This is a genomic window from Pyxidicoccus sp. MSG2, from assembly GCF_026626705.1.
Taxonomy (GTDB): domain Bacteria; phylum Myxococcota; class Myxococcia; order Myxococcales; family Myxococcaceae; genus Myxococcus.
On record NZ_JAPNKC010000001.1, the window covers coordinates 5,303,208 to 5,319,474 of the forward strand.

The 16,267-nt window shown below is 68.6% G+C and carries 12 protein-coding genes; 8 read left to right on the plus strand and 4 right to left on the minus strand.

What is annotated here, in order from left to right; translation table 11 throughout:
• Positions 1 to 51: 51 nt before the first annotated feature.
• The 5 genes from OV427_RS20540 (at position 52) to OV427_RS20560 (ending at position 4,340) form a co-directional block, all read left to right on the plus strand.
• On the plus strand, positions 52 to 603 hold the full coding sequence (locus OV427_RS20540; RefSeq protein ID WP_324289975.1) for a MauE/DoxX family redox-associated membrane protein: 552 nt from the start codon (positions 52 to 54) through the stop codon (positions 601 to 603).
• Positions 604 to 611: 8 nt separating this feature from the next.
• A complete protein-coding gene (locus OV427_RS20545; protein ID WP_267857831.1) occupies positions 612 to 1,133 on the plus strand; it encodes a TlpA family protein disulfide reductase in 522 nt (173 codons plus the stop codon).
• Positions 1,130 to 2,995, plus strand: a complete 1,866-nt coding sequence (locus OV427_RS20550) for an ABC transporter ATP-binding protein (protein ID WP_267857832.1) — start codon at positions 1,130 to 1,132, stop codon at positions 2,993 to 2,995. Before OV427_RS20545 ends, OV427_RS20550 begins: the two co-directional genes overlap by 4 nt.
• Entirely contained in the window at positions 2,992 to 3,453 is a 462-nt protein-coding gene (locus OV427_RS20555) for a S26 family signal peptidase (protein WP_267857833.1), read from the plus strand. Before OV427_RS20550 ends, OV427_RS20555 begins: the two co-directional genes overlap by 4 nt.
• A gap of 128 nt (positions 3,454 to 3,581) precedes the next feature.
• Positions 3,582 to 4,340 carry an RICIN domain-containing protein gene (locus OV427_RS20560; protein ID WP_267857834.1) on the plus strand — a complete coding sequence of 253 codons (759 nt, stop codon included), beginning with the start codon at positions 3,582 to 3,584 and terminating at the stop codon, positions 4,338 to 4,340.
• A gap of 31 nt (positions 4,341 to 4,371) precedes the next feature.
• On the opposite strand, the gene OV427_RS20565 is transcribed toward OV427_RS20560, so the two are convergent.
• The 4 genes from OV427_RS20565 to OV427_RS20580 all read right to left on the minus strand — a co-directional run bounded on the left by OV427_RS20565 (position 4,372) and on the right by OV427_RS20580 (position 10,403).
• On the minus strand, positions 4,372 to 5,568 hold the full coding sequence (locus tag OV427_RS20565) for an FAD-dependent oxidoreductase (RefSeq protein WP_267857835.1): 1,197 nt from the start codon (positions 5,566 to 5,568) through the stop codon (positions 4,372 to 4,374).
• The gene (locus OV427_RS20570) at positions 5,568 to 7,436 is read right to left on the minus strand and encodes a LodA/GoxA family CTQ-dependent oxidase (RefSeq protein WP_267857836.1); all 1,869 of its coding nucleotides are present in this window, start codon (positions 7,434 to 7,436) and stop codon (positions 5,568 to 5,570) included. The genes OV427_RS20565 and OV427_RS20570 overlap by 1 nt, the downstream gene beginning before the upstream one ends.
• 18 nt (positions 7,437 to 7,454) lie before the next feature.
• A complete protein-coding gene (locus OV427_RS20575) occupies positions 7,455 to 9,602 on the minus strand; it encodes a hypothetical protein (protein ID WP_267857837.1) in 2,148 nt (715 codons plus the stop codon).
• Positions 9,603 to 10,031: 429 nt separating this feature from the next.
• The gene (locus OV427_RS20580) at positions 10,032 to 10,403 is read right to left on the minus strand and encodes a DoxX family protein (protein WP_267857838.1); all 372 of its coding nucleotides are present in this window, start codon (positions 10,401 to 10,403) and stop codon (positions 10,032 to 10,034) included.
• Between the two features lie 277 nt (positions 10,404 to 10,680).
• Here OV427_RS20580 and OV427_RS20585 point away from each other — a divergent pair, with 277 nt between their 5' ends.
• The 3 genes from OV427_RS20585 (at position 10,681) to OV427_RS20595 (ending at position 16,231) form a co-directional block, all read left to right on the plus strand.
• Positions 10,681 to 10,899 carry a hypothetical protein gene (locus OV427_RS20585; RefSeq protein ID WP_267857839.1) on the plus strand — a complete coding sequence of 73 codons (219 nt, stop codon included), beginning with the start codon at positions 10,681 to 10,683 and terminating at the stop codon, positions 10,897 to 10,899.
• Positions 10,900 to 11,057: 158 nt separating this feature from the next.
• Complete coding sequence (locus OV427_RS20590; RefSeq protein WP_267857840.1) at positions 11,058 to 12,143, plus strand: hypothetical protein; 1,086 nt, start codon at positions 11,058 to 11,060, stop codon at positions 12,141 to 12,143.
• 209 nt (positions 12,144 to 12,352) lie between these two features.
• Positions 12,353 to 16,231 (plus strand): metallophosphoesterase, encoded by a 3,879-nt coding sequence (locus OV427_RS20595; RefSeq protein WP_267857841.1) that lies wholly within the window; start codon positions 12,353 to 12,355, stop codon positions 16,229 to 16,231.
• The last annotated feature ends 36 nt before the right edge of the window (positions 16,232 to 16,267 follow it).

Below are 16,267 nucleotides of genomic sequence, written 5' to 3' on the forward strand. Positions count from 1 at the left end.
GGCTGGATGTGAGCCATTCACATCCAGTCGTGGTCTTCGCGAGGACTTCCGTTGAACGCGGTCAATCTAGGCTGTCGACTGTTGCTGGCCACGGTGTTCGCGCTCGCCGCGTTCGGAAAGGCGCGCGGACGCAAACCTTTTGATGAATTCATCCACACGCTCGAGACCTTTGGCTTTCCGCGCGCCCTGGCGGGGGCGCCGCTGGCGGCCACGTTGATCCTGGCGGAAGCCGCCTCCGCGCTGTTGCTCGTGGTGGACGTGGCGGCGGGCTATGCGCTGGCGCTGGCGCTCCTGGTGGGCTTCACGCTGGGGCTCGCGTGGGTGATGCGCCGGGGAGAGGCGGTCGCGTGCCGGTGCTTCGGTGCCAGCAACGCCCCCGTCAGCGCGGCGCACCTGGTACGCAATGGGCTGTTGCTGACAATCACTGTCGTCGGGGCGGTGAGCCACCAGGTCGCCTCGGGGGAGCTGGCGGTGGGGATGGGCGTCATCGCGGGGACGGTCGGAGTCCTGGCGGGGCTCTTCGTCACGCGCTGGGATGATCTGGTGTTCCTGCTTCGAGGACCGCAGCCGCTGGCCGCGTCTTCGCGAACCCGACGAAACTGAGGAAGCAGATGATTGAAACGCTTGTCGTGGGTGGTGTCATCCTCGCCGTGCTGGTGGTGGCCAATCTCATGCTGACCCTCGGGCTCATCGGTCGGCTGCGCACGCTTCAGGAGATGGTGAACAACCAGGTCATCGTGCGCGACCCGTTCCTGCCCCAGAAGGGGGAAGAGGTCGGTCGCTTCGAGGCCACCACCATGGATGGCGAGGCCTTCACGGATGCCGCTCTGCGGGAGGGGAAGACGCTGGTCGGCTTCTTCGCCACGGGCTGCCGGGTCTGCTCCTCGGTGCGCAAGCAGCTCCTCGAGTCGCCGCCTGGAATGCCGCTCATGGCGTTCATCGAAGGGGACCCCGGCGACCCGGACACGTTGGCGGTGGGGGCGTCACTGAAGCACATGGCCAGGGTGGCATTGCTGTCCGATGGGGACTCCGTGACGCGGGCCATCAAGCAGGCGGGCTATCCCACGCTCGTGCTCGTCGACAAGGGCGTGGTCGCGGCCTCGGGGCACTACCTGCACGAAGTCCTGTCATGAGTGAGCCGCGCAGTGGGCGGGGGCTGCTGCGCGAGTTGTCGCGCACGGTGGGCGCGGCCGTGGCGCTCCAGTGGCGCGCGGCGCCGCTGGCGTCGGGGTTCGCCTTCCTCCTCACGCTGTGCACCGGCTCCGTGGCCGCCGTGGGTGGCTGGCTCACCAAGGAGTTGCTGGATGAGTTGGGCCGCGGCGCCCTGGCCGACTCCCAGCGGGCGCTCACGCTGGCGGTGGGCGCCGCCGCGGTGGCCGGCGGCTCCATGGCCATCCTCAATGTCTCCGAGTACCTGACCGGAGTGATTCGCTGGGGCGTCACGTTGGAGGTGGAGCGCTCCCTCTTCGCGAAGGTGGCGGCGCTGGAGGGCCTGCACCACTTCGAGGACCCCGCCTTCCACGGCCGCTTGCGGCTCGCGGAGGAAGCCGCCCGGGACGCGCCCCAGCAGCTCATCGAGTTCGTGAGGGCCCTGCTGCGCATGCTCGTCTCGGTGGGGACACTGAGCGCCGTGGTCCTGATGGTGTCGCCGCCCATGGCGCTGCTGCTGCTGCTGGCGGGGGGCGTGGCACTGATGGCCCAGCTCGCGCGCAGCCGGTGGATGGTGGCGCTGTCCGTGGCGCTGGTTCCGACGTATCGCTGGCGCGATTTCTACCATTCACTGCTGGTGGACGTGCGGGCGGCGAAGGAGAGCCGACTGTTCGGCCTGGGGGAGCTGCTGCTGGACCGGATGGTGGCATCCCTGCGCAAGGCGGCGGACAGCGAACTGGCCGTGACGCGCAAGGGGCTGGCCGTGCAGGCAGCGCTGTCGCTGCTCACGGCGGCGGTGGCGGCAGCCGGGGCCTTCATCGTCGCCCGGGGCGCGCTTCAGGGCCGGCTCCAGCTCGGGGACGTCTCTCTCTTCCTCGCGGCCGTGGCTGGCATCCAGGCCGCCTTCAACGGGCTTCTCTCGCAGCTCGATTTCGCGGGCCGCAGTGTCCAGACCTTCAAGAACTACCTCGACATCATCGCCCTTCCCGTCCGCGCGCCGGAGGCTTCGCGTCCGGTGGCGCCGCTGCGGCACGGCGTGGAGTTGCGCGACGTCTGGTTCCGCTACGACGCCAGCGGACCGTGGGTGCTGCGCGGGGTGAGCCTCTTCATTCCAGCGGGGGGCTCGGTGGGACTCGTCGGCGTCAACGGCGCCGGAAAGAGCACGCTGGTGAAGCTGCTGTGCCGTCTCTATGACGTGGAGCGCGGCCAGCTCCTCTGGGACGGAGTGGACGTCCGCGAACTGGACGCCCGAGCGCTGCGGCGGCGGATGACGGCGACCTTCCAGGACTTCATGACGTATGACTTCACCGCGGCGGAGAACATCGGCCTGGGGGACCTGGACCGCCTGAAGGACGATGCGCGAATCCGCGACGTGGCACGCCTGGCGGAGATTGACGAAAAGCTCGCTTCGCTCCCCGCGGGTTACGACACGCTGCTGAGCCGCGTGCTCGAAGGCGAGGACGAGGACATGCCGGCGGGTGTCTCGCTTTCCGGAGGGCAGTGGCAGCGATTGGCGCTGGCTCGGGCCCTGATGCGCCAGGACGTCGACCTGTTGGTGCTGGACGAGCCAAACTCCGGCCTGGACGCGGCCGCCGAGTTCCAGATCCACCGGACGCTGGAGCGCCACGGCGCGGGGCGGGCCCGGCTGCTCATCTCCCACCGGATGAGCGCGCTGCGGAGCGCGGACACCCTCTTCGTCCTCTCCGAGGGCCGCATCATCGAGCAGGGGTCGCATGACACGTTGATGGCGGCGGGCGGCGAGTACGCGCGACTGTTCACGCTCCAGGCGAGCGGCTATCAGGACGAGCGCGTCGCATCACGGGCGAGCCAGAAGGAGGTCGCATGATGCTCACGGCGATGAGCCTGGGGGCCGCGCTTCTCGTGGCGGGGGCCGTGTTCGCGTCCTGGGCGCGTCACCGCTGGATTGTCGTCGCGGTGCGAGGCAACAGCATGTCGCCCACGCTGCACGATGGGCAGCGGCTCGTCGCGAGGCGGCTGGACCGTTCTGTCCTGCCCGGGAGCGGCTATGCGCGTTCAGACATCGTCGTCTTCCTGCCTCCCGCGGCGCAGCGCGCGGCGATGGACGCCGAAGCACTGCCCTATCTCGTCAAGCGGGTGGCCGCCGTGGCGGGAGACCCGGTGCCGGAGTGGGCCCGGGCGGCGCTCGGTGCCGACAGCCAGACGTGCGTCCCACCCGGCAAGGTGGTGGTGGCCGGAGACAATGCGCACAGCCAGGACTCACGGCAGCTGGGCTACATCGACGCGGAGACCGTCATCGCCATCGTGCGGCCAGGCGGGGCCTGAGTCTTCGCGAACGACGCCAGGCGTGGAACCCTGTGAATGAAATCCCCGCGCCCCCGTCATGAAGTGCATGAGGCGAGCGGGCGGCGAGAGCCACTCCTCTTCTGGAAACCTCCCACAAGGAAAGTCCCATGCTGGCATTTCGGAGTGGCTCCGAGGGTGGTCGTACGCGTGAAAACCGGTCGTCCGCGAAGGGCAAGGGATGGGTGGCGCTCGCGCTGCTGCTCCTGCCGCTGACGGCGGCGGCGGGTCCGGGTCCTGAGTACCGCTGGGACGAGTCTCGCAACCGCCCCGGGTCCAATCGCTGCCACGACAGCTCGCAATGCGATGGCGCACGCACGTGCAGCCCCGCGGGCTGGTGCCAGGGCGAGGCGCGTCCCCTGCCGCCCCCTCCGCCTCCCGAAGTCCCCAGAGGACGGGACTGGCACCCTGGCCGGGGGGAGTCGCGCGCCCAGCGCAGCACCTTCATCCGCAGCAGGCTCGCGGGGCTCGTCGTCGACATCCTGGGCGGCAACCGCTCGCCCGGCGCGGGGCTCGTCGCCTACCGGGCCAAGTCCAACCGGGAGGGCAATGACAACCAGAAGTGGGAGCTGGTGCCCACGCGAGGCGGCTACCTCATCCGCAGCCGACTCAACGGGCTCGTGCTCGACGTGCAGGGAGCCAACAAGGCTCAGAGAACCCCCGTCGTCATGTGGGAGGCCCACGGCCAGCCCCATCAGGTGTGGCAGCTCGTGCCCGGCCCGGTCCGCGGCACCTACTACATCCAGAGCCAGCTCAATGGCTTCGTGCTCGACATCGAGGGCGCCAACACGGATGGCTCGGGGCGGCTCATCACCTATCCCATGAAGCGCGAGGGAGCGGACAATCAGCTCTGGCTGCTGGACATCTGACGCGGAAGCCATGCCGCGAGGACGCGTTGGCTCAGACGGAGCGCAGGAACGACGCGGTGCTCCGTTCTCGCCCCTCAATCGCCACGGTGTCCCCCTGCCCCCTGGAACCTGGATGCTCGGGTTCGAAAAACCGAGCGGGCGCGTGCCGCCGCTGCCAGAAGGCCTCGCCCATCCAGCGCTGCTCCTGCGCGTAGTGGGCCTGGCGTGCCTCCAGGTAGCCGGAGAACTCCTCCTCCCGCTCCCGTGCGTAGTCCTCCAGCGCCTCCCGGTCCCCTCTCAGGGAGGCCAACAGCGCGCGTGCCGCCGCCTGCCCCGTGCGCAGCCCCTTGACGATGCCGCTCGAGGACAGTGGATCCCACATGGCCGCCGCGTCCCCCACGGCCGCCCAGCCTTCTCCGGCCGCGCGCTCCAGGCGGCTCGTCTCGCAGGGGCGGACATGCAGCCGCCGCACCGTCGGCAGCCCTCCCAGCCCCCGCGTCAGGTGACGGGTCCGGGCCAGCAGCGCGCTCCACCCGGCGGGGCGCAACGCGTTGTGGCGCTCCAGCACATCCACGTCGCTCATCAGGGTGAAGATGAGGCGCCCCTGGGGCAGTGGCGCCGCGTACCACCAGCCCGAAGGGGTGGCCTCCACCCGGAGCAGGTGCTCCTCGTGGCCCGGCGGCCTGTCCACGACGGCCGACACGCTGCAGAGCCTGTCATGGTTCTGCCGCCGCACGCCGCGGTATCGCGCCACCTGCGCCGAGCGTCCCGTTGCGTCCACCAACACCGTGCAGTGCAACGTCCTCGGGCCCTCGGGCGTGCTGAGCTGGAGCCGCCACCCGCGCTCCTCACGCTCCAGGTGGGTGACGCAGGCGTTCCTCCACAGCTCCACGCCCTGGGACTGCGCGTGACGCGCCAGCAGGCTGTCCAACTGCCGGCGCTCCACGTGCCAGCCCTGGCCGTAGGGGTTGGTGAGGAAGGAGTGGTGGTGGGGCTCCTCCGAGCCCCAGGTGGCTTCCAGGCCGTACGAGACCAGGAAGCCCTCCGTCTCCAACGGTTCAGGGGCGAGCCACCGCCGCAACTCGGCGAACGCCACCGGGGAGAGTGTCTCCCCAGGGCGCCAGGGCGAGTAGTCCGTGCGCTCCAACACGCAGGTGGACACCCCCGCCCTCACCAGGGTCAGCGCGGCGCTCAGCCCCGCGACCCCGCCGCCCACCACCACGGCCGTGCAGGTGGCTCGCCCGTCCATCACTTGCTCCGCTCCTGCGACTCGAAGAAGTGCTCTCCCTCCTGGAGGACGAAGCCCAGGCTCGACCACTTCTGCTGCATCTGGATGTACATGGCCAGGTCCCTGGCGGGAGTGTCCTCCGTTGCCTGGGACTGGAGCGCCGGCTTCTGCGCCTCGACTTCGGCCACCTTCTCCAGCTCGCGCGTCCAGGAGACCATGGCGAGGTCCCCCTTCTTGGCGAACACGTCATCCGGCCGGTGGGCGCACCACCACATGTGGTACATGCGCTCGCCGTCGTACGGGATGTGCGCTGCGGGGTAGAGCTGCTTCTTGCACTGGTAGAAGTCCGCCTGCCAGGGCAGCGCCATCTGCTGGGAGAAGAAGCCTGGGCGGATGGTCAGCGTGTCCGGGGCACCGGGGAAGACATTCCCCGAGTGCTTGACGCGGAAAGGCGTTCCGTACAGCTCGGGCCTGCGCACCATCCAGCTGCAGTCGATGCCGGGGAAGAAGGGGCCTCCCACCGAGTTCTCCATCGCGGCCCGGTCCAGCCCCTCGGCGGTGATGGCCTGGGGAATGGACTGGGCCGCCGCCGCATCCCAGTCCTCCACGAACTCACCCGCGGCCCAGCGCTCGAGCACCGCGTACTGCACGCGCGTGAGGGTCATGAAGTAGTCCGGTCCGGGCTGCTTCTCCAGGTCCGTGTACCTGTCTCCCAGCCCCTTGGGCATGAGCAGGGGCTCGTTGCCGGTGTTGTTGGAGGGGTTGCGCATGTAGCCGAAAATCGTCCTGCGCATGCGCCTGCCTCGGCTGGAGGACACCGAGCCCAGGTCCTGCTCCACGCCCGCGAGGCTCCCATGGAAGGACTTGGAGGCTTCGGGGTTGTGCACCTGGCGCTGCTGCAGGGCACGCTCGAGCAGCGGGTAGACCTCGTGGAGGAAGGAGGGCTTGTAGCTCTTGAACGTGTTCGCCTGGGCGTCCCAGTCCGCCCGCTGCGCCGCGAGCCGCGCGAAGAGCCCCTGGGAGAAGAGGCCATCCGTGTCGACGAGCTTCACCTCCTGGGGGAAGCGCACGGCCACGTCCCACAGGGTGTCCAGCAGGCGGACGGTGATGCCCACCGAGGGCGCGAAGTCGGGTGGCCCCACCAGGACCCAGGCCCCGGTGTCACCCTCCAGCTTCGCCACCTGCGTCTTGCCGTCCACCACGTAGGTGACCTCGGCCGACACCGGCCCGTCCGCCATGTCGTCGAACCAGTGGTCGTTGTTCACGTAGTTGTTGATGAGCGTGCCGGGCTTCGTCGTCTGGGCCTGGCCGGGCCCGCCGAGCACGAGCAGGTGGCCATTCTCATCCGTGCGCAGCTCTCCCAGGGACTTGATGGGGATGTGGCTCTTGGTGTTGGTGAAGGGGACCGGCGGGGTGTTGCGGCCCGAGATGGACTTCGCGCCCGGGTCGATGACGAGCAGCCGCTCCCGGTCCGCCGCGGGCACGTGGCTGTTGCGCAGCCGGTTCTGCGTGTCATGCACGCCCGGCTCGGTCTCCGGCCCCTTCCATTGGCCGTTCGCGCCGTCCTGCCCGTCGAACTTGAAGAAGGCGGCCTTGCGGTTGGCCAGGTGGGCCTTCCAGGTGACCTGGGTGACGCCCTGGCTGCCAGCGGTCACCTCGCGCAAGGGGACGATCTGGCTGCCTTTGAGCTCGTACTCGAAGATGCGGAAGCGGGCCGCCTGGCGCTTGACGCGGCCCTGGCTGTCCTTGAAGGGGCGGAACTTCTTCTGGGCGACGTCGTAGTTGGGCCGCTCGTTGGGCCGCTCGGGGCCGATGAAGAAATCGGTGGGGGCGTCGCCCACGCGGGCGACGCCGATGGCAGGGTGGATTCGGAAGAATCTCTGGCTCATGGTCACTGCTCCGTTCTTTCAGTGGGTTTCCTGGTCGAGCTGGTCGAGGAGATCCAACAGGCGTTGCTTGTCCTTCGCGGGCAGGTCGCGGTCGGGGGGCATCTTGAAGCCGATGACCTTGGCCTGAGCGGGGTTCGGGTCGATGCGGTCGAGCATGGGACTGGTCTGGTCGGCGATCAGGTCCTTGCTGAAGACATCGAAGCGAATGGCGCCATGACAGCGGTAGCAATACTTGTTCAGCAGCCCCAGCAGCTCCTTGTCCTGAGGCTTGGAGCTCCACGTCAGGGGAGTGGGCGTCGGCTTGCGCGTCCTGTGGAGCGGGTGGCTGAGATTGGCGAACTCGAAGCCGCGCGTGAGGAGGTCCGGCTCCGGCTGGACCGAGTTCTGGTGCAATTGCAGCCACTTGTCGGTGGCGGCGAGCTGGAAGCTCTGGTTGTTGACGCGCCGCTGCTGGTCGGCGATCTCCCGATTGACGGTGCGAAGGATGTCGAAGGCCGCGGCGTACTGGGGCGACTTCGTATCCTTGCCAGCATCGAACAGCGGAGCCGGGGCGTCGGGTCTGGCCAGGGCGGGGAAGTCGCCATCCGTGAGGCGGTCCATCCAGTGGTCCGTATCCAGGAGGTTGAGGATGGCCTGGCCCTTGAGCGAGCCGTGGCAGGTGTCACACCCATTGGGCACGAAGTACGGCGCCGCGCCGGCCGTGTCACCCGCGGCGACCAGGTTGCCCGCGTCGAAGAAGGCATCGAGCTGGTAGGAGAGCTTGTAGCCGTTCGCCGAGGGGCCGAAGTCCACCCAGTAGATGCTGTCGACCTCCGCGCACTCCTCCCTGGTGCCGGTGCAGTGGGTGACGAGGGATACCTGGGTGTTGACGGAGCTGTTCTTCAGGTTGCCGGGGAGGGTGCCGCCGAAGGGGCTATGGACGGGCGGGCTGGTGAAGTGGTTGAAGAGGATCCACGCGCTCTCCACGTGGTGCTTCGCCGCCTCGGAGTTGGGGCGGGAGTTGATGCGCACCAGCCGGCGCCAGCCGATGTTGCGCTTCTCCGGAGCCACGGCGAAGTTGACAATCTTTGGCGCGAAGAAGCGGGAGACGAGAATGTCCCCCTTCTGGCGGACAGGCGGGGTGCGCTCGACGACGGTCCACTGATTGCCAATGCCTGTGTGCCAGGAGGTGACGCCCTGGGCGGTGTCGGGGCGGTGCAGGTAGTCACCCTTCCACGACTTGAGCATGAGCTTGCCGTTGGTGGACTCGGCCTTCCAATCGATGCCGACGCCCGTGTTCCCGGTGGTGACGCCCTGCGGGCTGTCGGGGCGGTTCAGGTAGTCCCCCTTCGAGGACTTGAGCCGGACCTTGTCTCCCACGCACTCGGCGGTCCAGAGGGTGCCGGCCCCCGTGGATGCGGAGGCGACGCCCTGGGCCGTGTCGGGACGGTTCAGCGAGTCGCCCTTCCACGACTTGAGCTCGATGGACTTGCCACAGTAGGCGAAGGCCGACGCAGGGGGCGGGTTGGGGCCGCTGCGCTCGACGACGGTCCACTGATTGCCGATGCCCGTGTGCCAGGTGGTGACGCCCTGCGCGCTGTCGGGGCGGTGCAGGTAGTCACCCTTCCACGACTTGAGCATGAGCTTGCCGCTGGTGAACTCGGCCGTCCAATCGTTGCCGGGGCCCGTGTGCCAGGTGGTGATGCCCTGGTTGCTGTCGGGGCGGTGCAGGTAGTCCCCCTTCGAGGACTTGAGCCGGACCTTGTCTCCGACGCACTCGACGGCCCAGATGATGCCGGTCCCCGTGGATGCGGAGGTGACACCCTGGGCGGTGTCGGGACGGTTCAGCGAGTCGCCCTTCCACGACTTGAGCTCGATGGACTTGCCACAGTAGGGGAAGGCCGCCGCAGGGTTGGAGCCGCCGCCCATCAACTTCTCAGGGGCCTCGAACTCCACGACCTCGGGAGTGAGCTCCGAGTAGCCGAGGTAGTTGAGCAGCTCCTGCATGTTGGCCTTCGACTCGATGGTCTCCGGCGTGAGGAAGTTCAGCGTCCTGGCGAGTTTCTTGTAGTAGGCCGAGGCCTCCGCCGCGCTGCCGTTGTTGAGCGCGCTGGGCTTGGCGTCGGGGGCGGAGGGCTGGGCGGAGGCTGTCGAGCCCAGCAGCAGCAGCGCGGAACAGAGGCCCACCCACACGCGGCCACCTCGGCGGCGAGGGCGGTTGGGGGATGCGACATGGCGGGGAGGTCTATGTAAAGGCATACATTTCTCCGGCTCAGGTGCGCTGCGGAGCCGGCGTTGTGCAGGGCTTGCGCCAGGGCGCGACGCGCTGCTGGGAAGAGGGCACTCGCGAGGGAGCGCAGCGTGGTGCCCTGGGGAGGGGCCACGTGTCAGGAAGAAGGGCTGACACGCCAGCGCGACGAGTGACGCGTTAGCGGCCGCGATTGACACGTCAGCGCGGCGGGTGGCGCATCAGCGCCCCGGAGGAGGGCGTGGAGGTGGGGAGTGCGGGGAAACCCGTAGAGGGACGCAAGCGTCCGCCCCCCGGACGCTCGAGGCAGCGGCCAGGAAGGAGCGGCCTGGAGGCTTGCGGGTTCGAAGGTCGCCCGGGTCAGCCGTTCAGGGAATCGGCGCCAGGACCATCCGGCCGTACGCGATGAACGCCATGAGGAGGCCCAGCACGCCACTCATGATGATGGGCGGAACCTCGCGGTACTTGATGTGCACCCAGATGAACACGAGGCTCTCGAGCGCCAGGACCGTGGCGGCCACCACCGTGAGCGCCGGCTGCCAGTGGAAGGCAGCGGGGACGACCAGCCCGACCACGCAGACGAGCTCGAGGATGCCGAGGGCCCTCCAGGCTTCCCGCGGCAACGCACCAAAGGACGGGACCCCCTCGCTGACCTTGTCGAACATGAAGGCCTTCATGACGCCCGACGCTCCGTACACGAGCGCGGCGAGGACCTGCAGGACCCACAACAGGATGTTCATTGTGTGCATCTTCCCGGTTTCCGCGTCGGCGCGCAGCGCGGTTTCCCTCCCGCAGCCCCGCCTCCTCCCCGGCGGGAGGGCGGCACCTCAGCGGCAGGCTTCGCAGAGCCCCTGGAGTCGCCCGGCTTCCTCCGGAGCACTCGCTGCGCACCGCGAGCTCTTCCCTGGCGATGTCCAGGGCGGCTCGCGAATCGTCGGGGAGGAGCACCTGAGGGGCGAGAAGTTCAGTTGGGGAGGTAGCTGCGGGAGCCCGCAGTACCCGGCCCAGTACGCGCGCGTGTCGGCGTACGCGAGCTGGATCACCCAGAAGACCAACACCGCGCCGCTCTACTCGTACACCCTGTACAACCCCTACTTCAGTGGCACGTATATGTACCTCACTCCGAACAATGACTACGTGTCGCTCTTCCTCAACAAGTACTCGACCTTCACGGTCTGCGCACGGGAGGGCTCCGTCAGCGGAGGCCCCTTCACCCAGGGCGCGCGGTGTGGGTAGGCACTGACGAGCATGGCTGCAGCCTCAGGCGCCAGGTTCGCCTCGTGTGGCTTCGGCCCTGCCCAGGCTTGGGGGAACGCTGTAACCCGTTTGGGACGATTGGCGTACCCTGGAGTACACCGCAGAAGAGATGTACCCCTGAGTTCGGAGAGGTCCCCATGATCAGCTCGCTCATTCGCCGGCTCGTCCCCGCCGTTCCGACGACGTCCTCCCAGCCGACGACGACTGCCGCGCCGGCGGCGACTCCGCCCGCGCCGGCCTCCTACGTCCAGGACGGCTTCGACACGGCACAGGCGACCCCGATGAGCCTCGACGGTAGCGGAAAGGCGCCCCCCGTCCTTCCGCCGTTCCTCGAGCGCATCCTCCCTCCCATCGGGCCGGAGCTGGTGCACCTCGACACCGGATGGACTCCGCAGGGCCAGGGCTACGACGCCGGGCGCGGCGAGGTACTCACCACGTACTACAAGGAGAACGACGAGTCGTGCGACGGCAAGTCCGACGTGTTGCTCTCCATCCAGAACAAGAACACCGGCGAGGAGACGACCCAGGTGAAGCTGGGCGGGAGCGGTGAGTTCCCGCCGCCTTCACATGGCGGAGGCGTCTCGACGGACGGCGACTACGTCTACGTCTCCGACACGGACGCCGTGTATGTCTATACCCGCGAGGAAATCGAACAGGCCGCCAGGGATGGGACTCGCGCCGAGCCGTCGCAGGTGATGCCCGTGCCCGGTGACACGGTCGACCCCGCGGACCCGGACACCGGGCTGATCTCGAACGGCAGCTACATGACCGTGAAGGACGGCTACGCGTACGTGGGTGGGTACAGCGAAGACGGCGACGGCAAGGCTGGCGCGGTGTGGCGCTACAAAATCGACGAGACCACGGGCGAGCTCGCGCCCCACCCGGAGGGACCCATCCGCGCGCCCGACCAGGCGCAGGGGATTGCAGTCGTCGATGGTGCTTTGATGTTCACCACCGGCAAGCATCAGCTGGTGTACCAGCCGTTCGACGAGAAGACCTTCACGGCGGACATCGGCGACCGGCACGACATCAGCAACGGTTTGATCGACCCGTATGCGCAGGGCCTGAACATCATCGATGGTGAGGTCTGGGTGACGTACGAAAGCGGCTCGGACAAGTACGAGGACAAGGTCGACCACCCCCGGACGCACATCCAACGCATCCCGTTGGAGCAGCTCGACCTCGAGGCCGCGGGGCTGACGCCGGAAGACCTGGAGGACTGAGGCGCTCGGGCTCAGTCGCCGCAGGACAGCTTCAGCACCAGGGAGGTGGCAGGGAGCCTCCAGAAGCGTCGGAGAGGGGCCCACCGACTGCCCGAGCCCCCGGCCTGGTTACACGCGGACCCCTGTCCTGTTTTGTGGGGAGTCGCCCACGGGTGATGTCGAACGTCCTTCTCCAGCCGTCATTCTGGAGGAGAATCGGCGCCCGACCCATGGCCCAGCTCCATCGTCTGCGAATCCTCCACATCTCCGACCTGCACGAGAACGGCACGCGTGAAACAGCGGCCTGGCGGCGGCGCGAAGTGCTGGGAACCGAATGGGAAAGGAACCTGGATGCGCTCCGGGCCGAGGGGCCCATTGACCTGGTCTGCTTCACGGGGGACCTGGCGCAGTCGGGAGTCGCGGGGGAGTACGAGCCGCTGACGGGCTTCCTCGACGCGCTGCTCGGGCGCCTGGGGCTGACTCGCGAGCGGCTCTTCCTCGTCCCTGGCAATCACGACGTCCACCGAAAGACGGCGGAGCGCGCCTGGAAGGCGCTGCGCGAGAAGATGGGTCCGCACGAGAGCGAGGTCTTCTCACGGTGGATGGCCGGGGGTCGGGCACCGCGCGGCATGAAGAAGGCGCTGCCCGACGAGGTCCTGCAGCGCCAGTCCGCCTATCGCGAGTGGCTCCGCGACACGCTGAAGCGCGCGGACCTGCTGCCGGAGAACTCTCCTCACAAGCGGCTGGGCTACCGGGCCAGGGCGCCGCTGGGGCTTCCCTTCGATGTACACATCATCGGCCTGGACTCCGCGTGGCTCGCGGGAGACGACAGCGACAGTCGCAAGCTGTGGCTGACGGAGGACCAGGTGATGCGGCTGGTGACGGACGCGCAGGGGAACCCGCTGCCGGGCTTCCGGCTGGCGCTGATGCACCATCCCCTGACGGACCTGGCGGACGGTGAGGACTGCCGGCGGCGGCTCGCGGACCATGTGGACCTGCTGCTGCGTGGACATCTCCACGAGTCGGAACCCGAGACCTGGGCAGACCCGTCACGCACGCTGCGAGGGCTGGCGGCGGGGTGCCTCTACCAGTCCAACCGCTACCCCAACGCGTGTCATGTCCTCACCGTCACGCTGGACGAGCAGGGTCGGCCGCAGCGCTACGACGTGCACTTCCGTGCATGGTCTCCGCGCGGGCGCATCTGGCATGACGACACCAGCCTGTACCGAGAAGCGCCGCACGGGAAGCTGACGTGGTGGGTGCAGACACCGCCCGCCGAGAGCACGATTCATCCCCGCGTGGGAGATGTCTTCGTCGGGCGGAAGGAGGAGCTCGAGCGGATTGCGCAGGCGGTGCTCCCCGCGAGCGGCGCCCCGCGTCCGGTGGCCGTCTGCTCGCTGCTGGGCATGCCGGGAGTGGGAAAAAGCTACCTGGCCGACCGCTTCGCCCACGAGCACCGGGAGCGCTTCCCTGGCGGCTACGTGCGGCTGACGCTGGAGTCGAAGGAGACGCGGACGCTGGAAGGGCTGCGCGACGTGCTGCTGGATGCGCTGAAGCTGCCCGCCGGGCCCGAGGCGTGGGTGAACCTGCAGGCGCGGCTCCAGCGGCCGATGACGCTGCTGCACGTGGAGAACGTCGACAGCGAGCCACTGGCGGAGGTCGCGGTGGAGCTGGTGAAACACCTCCAGGCGTGCCCCATCGTGGTGACGGGGCGGCATCGCGCGCTTGGAGCGGATGCGGGGTGGGCTCGCATCGAAGTGGCTCCGCTGGACGAGACCACGGCCCTGCGGCAGTTGGCGGCGGAGTACCGCGAGGCGCGGACTCCCGAGGAGTCCGCGGACTTCGCAAGACTGGTGAAGGAGCTCGGGTACCTTCCCCTCGCTGTTCACCTCGCGGCGGGCTACCTGCGCGCGCACCGCCCGGTGAAGTCGCTCTTCGACTACCTGCGCCGCCAGGGCTTCCAGGTAGGGCCCGTCGACAAGGCGGACCCGCTGCTGACCGCGCAGCGCTCGCGAGCCCTCCTGAGCAGCACCTTCGAGCTCTCCCTATTGGTCTTGCGCGAGGAGCTGGAGACCGCGCTCGGACAGCCGAAGGTGGACGCGGCGATGTCCGGCCTCGCGGGCCTGGCACATGCTCCCGCATCGGGAGTGGGCGCCAGCCTGGGGATGGCCATGGCCGGGCTACCGCCGGAGGATTTCGAGGAGCTGACGGTGCGGGCCTTCGGGCTGTGCTTGCTGGAAGAAGCAACGGAGGGGAGGAAGGAGCCCGGTTGGCGCCTTCACCCGCTCCTGGCGGAGCTGCTGCGGGGCGAAGCAAGGGACAGCGCTGTCATCGGACGGATGACTGAATGGTTCGTGACCAGGCTGCCAAAGCGTGACCCGGGTCACGAGGCCGAGCAGGGACAGCACTGGCAGGCGGTGCATGAAGAAGCAGCCTCACTGGGGAGCTGGCTTCCGGAAGTACCGGATGCGGAGTGCGCACGTGTTGACCGCGCGGGTTCCATCTATGCGCAGAGCTGCGGGCCTTTCATGGCCTGGATGTCCTTCACCAGGCGTTGTGTGGCGGTGGCGAGTTCATCGAAGCATCGCTCCGACGCACTATGGACTCTCGGCAATGTGGCACTTCGCGCGGGCGAGCTGGGTGAGTCGCTCGCGGCCGCACAGGCCAAGGCCCGACTGGACAATGCCGACGGAAACGAGCGCGAATCCGCTCTCGCTCGCGGGCTGGAGGCTGACATCCTCCAATACCGGGGGCAGCTGGACGAAGCCCTTCGCATCCGCCGCGAGGAGGAACTCCCCGTCTACGAGCGGCTGGGCGACGTGCGCTCTCGCGCCGTGACGCTGGGGCAGGTGGCCGACATCCTCCAAGATCGGGGGCAGTTGGACGAAGCCCTTCGCATCCGCCGCGAGGAGGAAATCCCCGTCTACGAGCGGCTGGGCGACGTGCGCGCTCGCGCCGTAACGCTGGGGAAGGTGGCCGACATCATCCAAGATCGGGGGCAGCTGGACGAGGCCCTTCGCATCCGCCGCGAGGAGCAACTCCCTGTCTTCGAGCGGCTGAGCGACGTGCGCGCTCGCGCCGTGACGCTGGGGAAGGTGGCCGACATCCTCCAGGCCCGGGGGCAGCTGGACGAGGCCCTTCGCATCCGCCGCGAGGAGCAACTCCCCGTCTACGAGCGGCTGGGCGACGTGCGCGCTCGCGCCGTAACGCTGGGGAGGGTGGCCGACATCCTCCAAGACCGTGGGCAGTTGGACGAGGCCCTTCGCATCCACCGCGAGGAGCAACTCCCCGTCTTCGAGCGGCTGGGCGACGTGCGCTCTCGCGCCGTGACGATGGGACAGGTGGCCGACATCCTCCAAGCCCGGGGGCAGCTGGACGAAGCCCTTCGCATCCGCCGCGAGGAGCAGCTCCCCGTCTTCGAGCGGCTGGGCGACGTGCGCGAGCGCGCCGTGACGCTGGGGAGGGTGGCCGACATCCTCCAAGCCCGGGGGCAGCTGGACGAAGCCCTTCGCATCCGCCGCGAGGAGCAACTTCCCGTCTTCGAGCGGCTGGGCGACGTGCGCTCTCGCGCCGTGACGCTGGGGCAGGTGGCCGACATCCTCCAAGACCGGGGGCAGCTGGACGAGGCCCTTCGCATCCGCCGCGAGGAGGAAATCCCCGTCTACGAGCGGCTGGGCGACGTGCGCGCTCGCGCCGTGACGCTGGGGCAGGTGGCCGACATCCTCCAAGCCCGGGGGCAGCTGGACGAGGCCCTTCGCATCCGCCGCGAGGAGCAACTCCCCGTCTTCGAGCGGCTGGGCGACGTGCGCGCTCGCGCCGTGACGCAGGGGAAGGTGGCCGACATCCTCCAGGCCCGGGGGCAGCTAGACGGGGCCCTTCGCATCCGCCGCGAGGAGCAACTCCCCGTCTACGAGCGGCTGGGGCTACGCCACGACCTGATTATCGGACGGGCAAACCTGGCGATCACCTACCTCGCCCGGAATCAACCTGGAGACAAACAGCTTGCCGTCGAGCTACTGAGAGCCGCACTCCGCGAAGCGCGAGCAATGCGCTTGCCCGAAGCCGACCAGTTCATCGCAGTCATGAAACAGCTGGAGGTTGATGAATAGAGGAAGTGGTTTCCAGCCTGTCCGGTGACTGAGAAC

Coding starts and splice junctions, on each gene's coding strand:
- OV427_RS20580 (WP_267857838.1), bottom strand. CDS start 10,403: ATGAACATCCTGTTGTGGGTCCTGCAGGTCCTCGCCGCGCTCGTGTAC.
- OV427_RS20570 (WP_267857836.1), bottom strand. CDS start 7,436: ATGAGCCAGAGATTCTTCCGAATCCACCCTGCCATCGGCGTCGCCCGC.
- OV427_RS20555 (WP_267857833.1), top strand. CDS start 2,992: ATGATGCTCACGGCGATGAGCCTGGGGGCCGCGCTTCTCGTGGCGGGG.
- OV427_RS20565 (WP_267857835.1), bottom strand. CDS start 5,568: ATGGACGGGCGAGCCACCTGCACGGCCGTGGTGGTGGGCGGCGGGGTC.
- OV427_RS20560 (WP_267857834.1), top strand. CDS start 3,582: ATGCTGGCATTTCGGAGTGGCTCCGAGGGTGGTCGTACGCGTGAAAAC.
- OV427_RS20550 (WP_267857832.1), top strand. CDS start 1,130: ATGAGTGAGCCGCGCAGTGGGCGGGGGCTGCTGCGCGAGTTGTCGCGC.
- OV427_RS20545 (WP_267857831.1), top strand. CDS start 612: ATGATTGAAACGCTTGTCGTGGGTGGTGTCATCCTCGCCGTGCTGGTG.
- OV427_RS20590 (WP_267857840.1), top strand. CDS start 11,058: ATGATCAGCTCGCTCATTCGCCGGCTCGTCCCCGCCGTTCCGACGACG.
- OV427_RS20595 (WP_267857841.1), top strand. CDS start 12,353: ATGGCCCAGCTCCATCGTCTGCGAATCCTCCACATCTCCGACCTGCAC.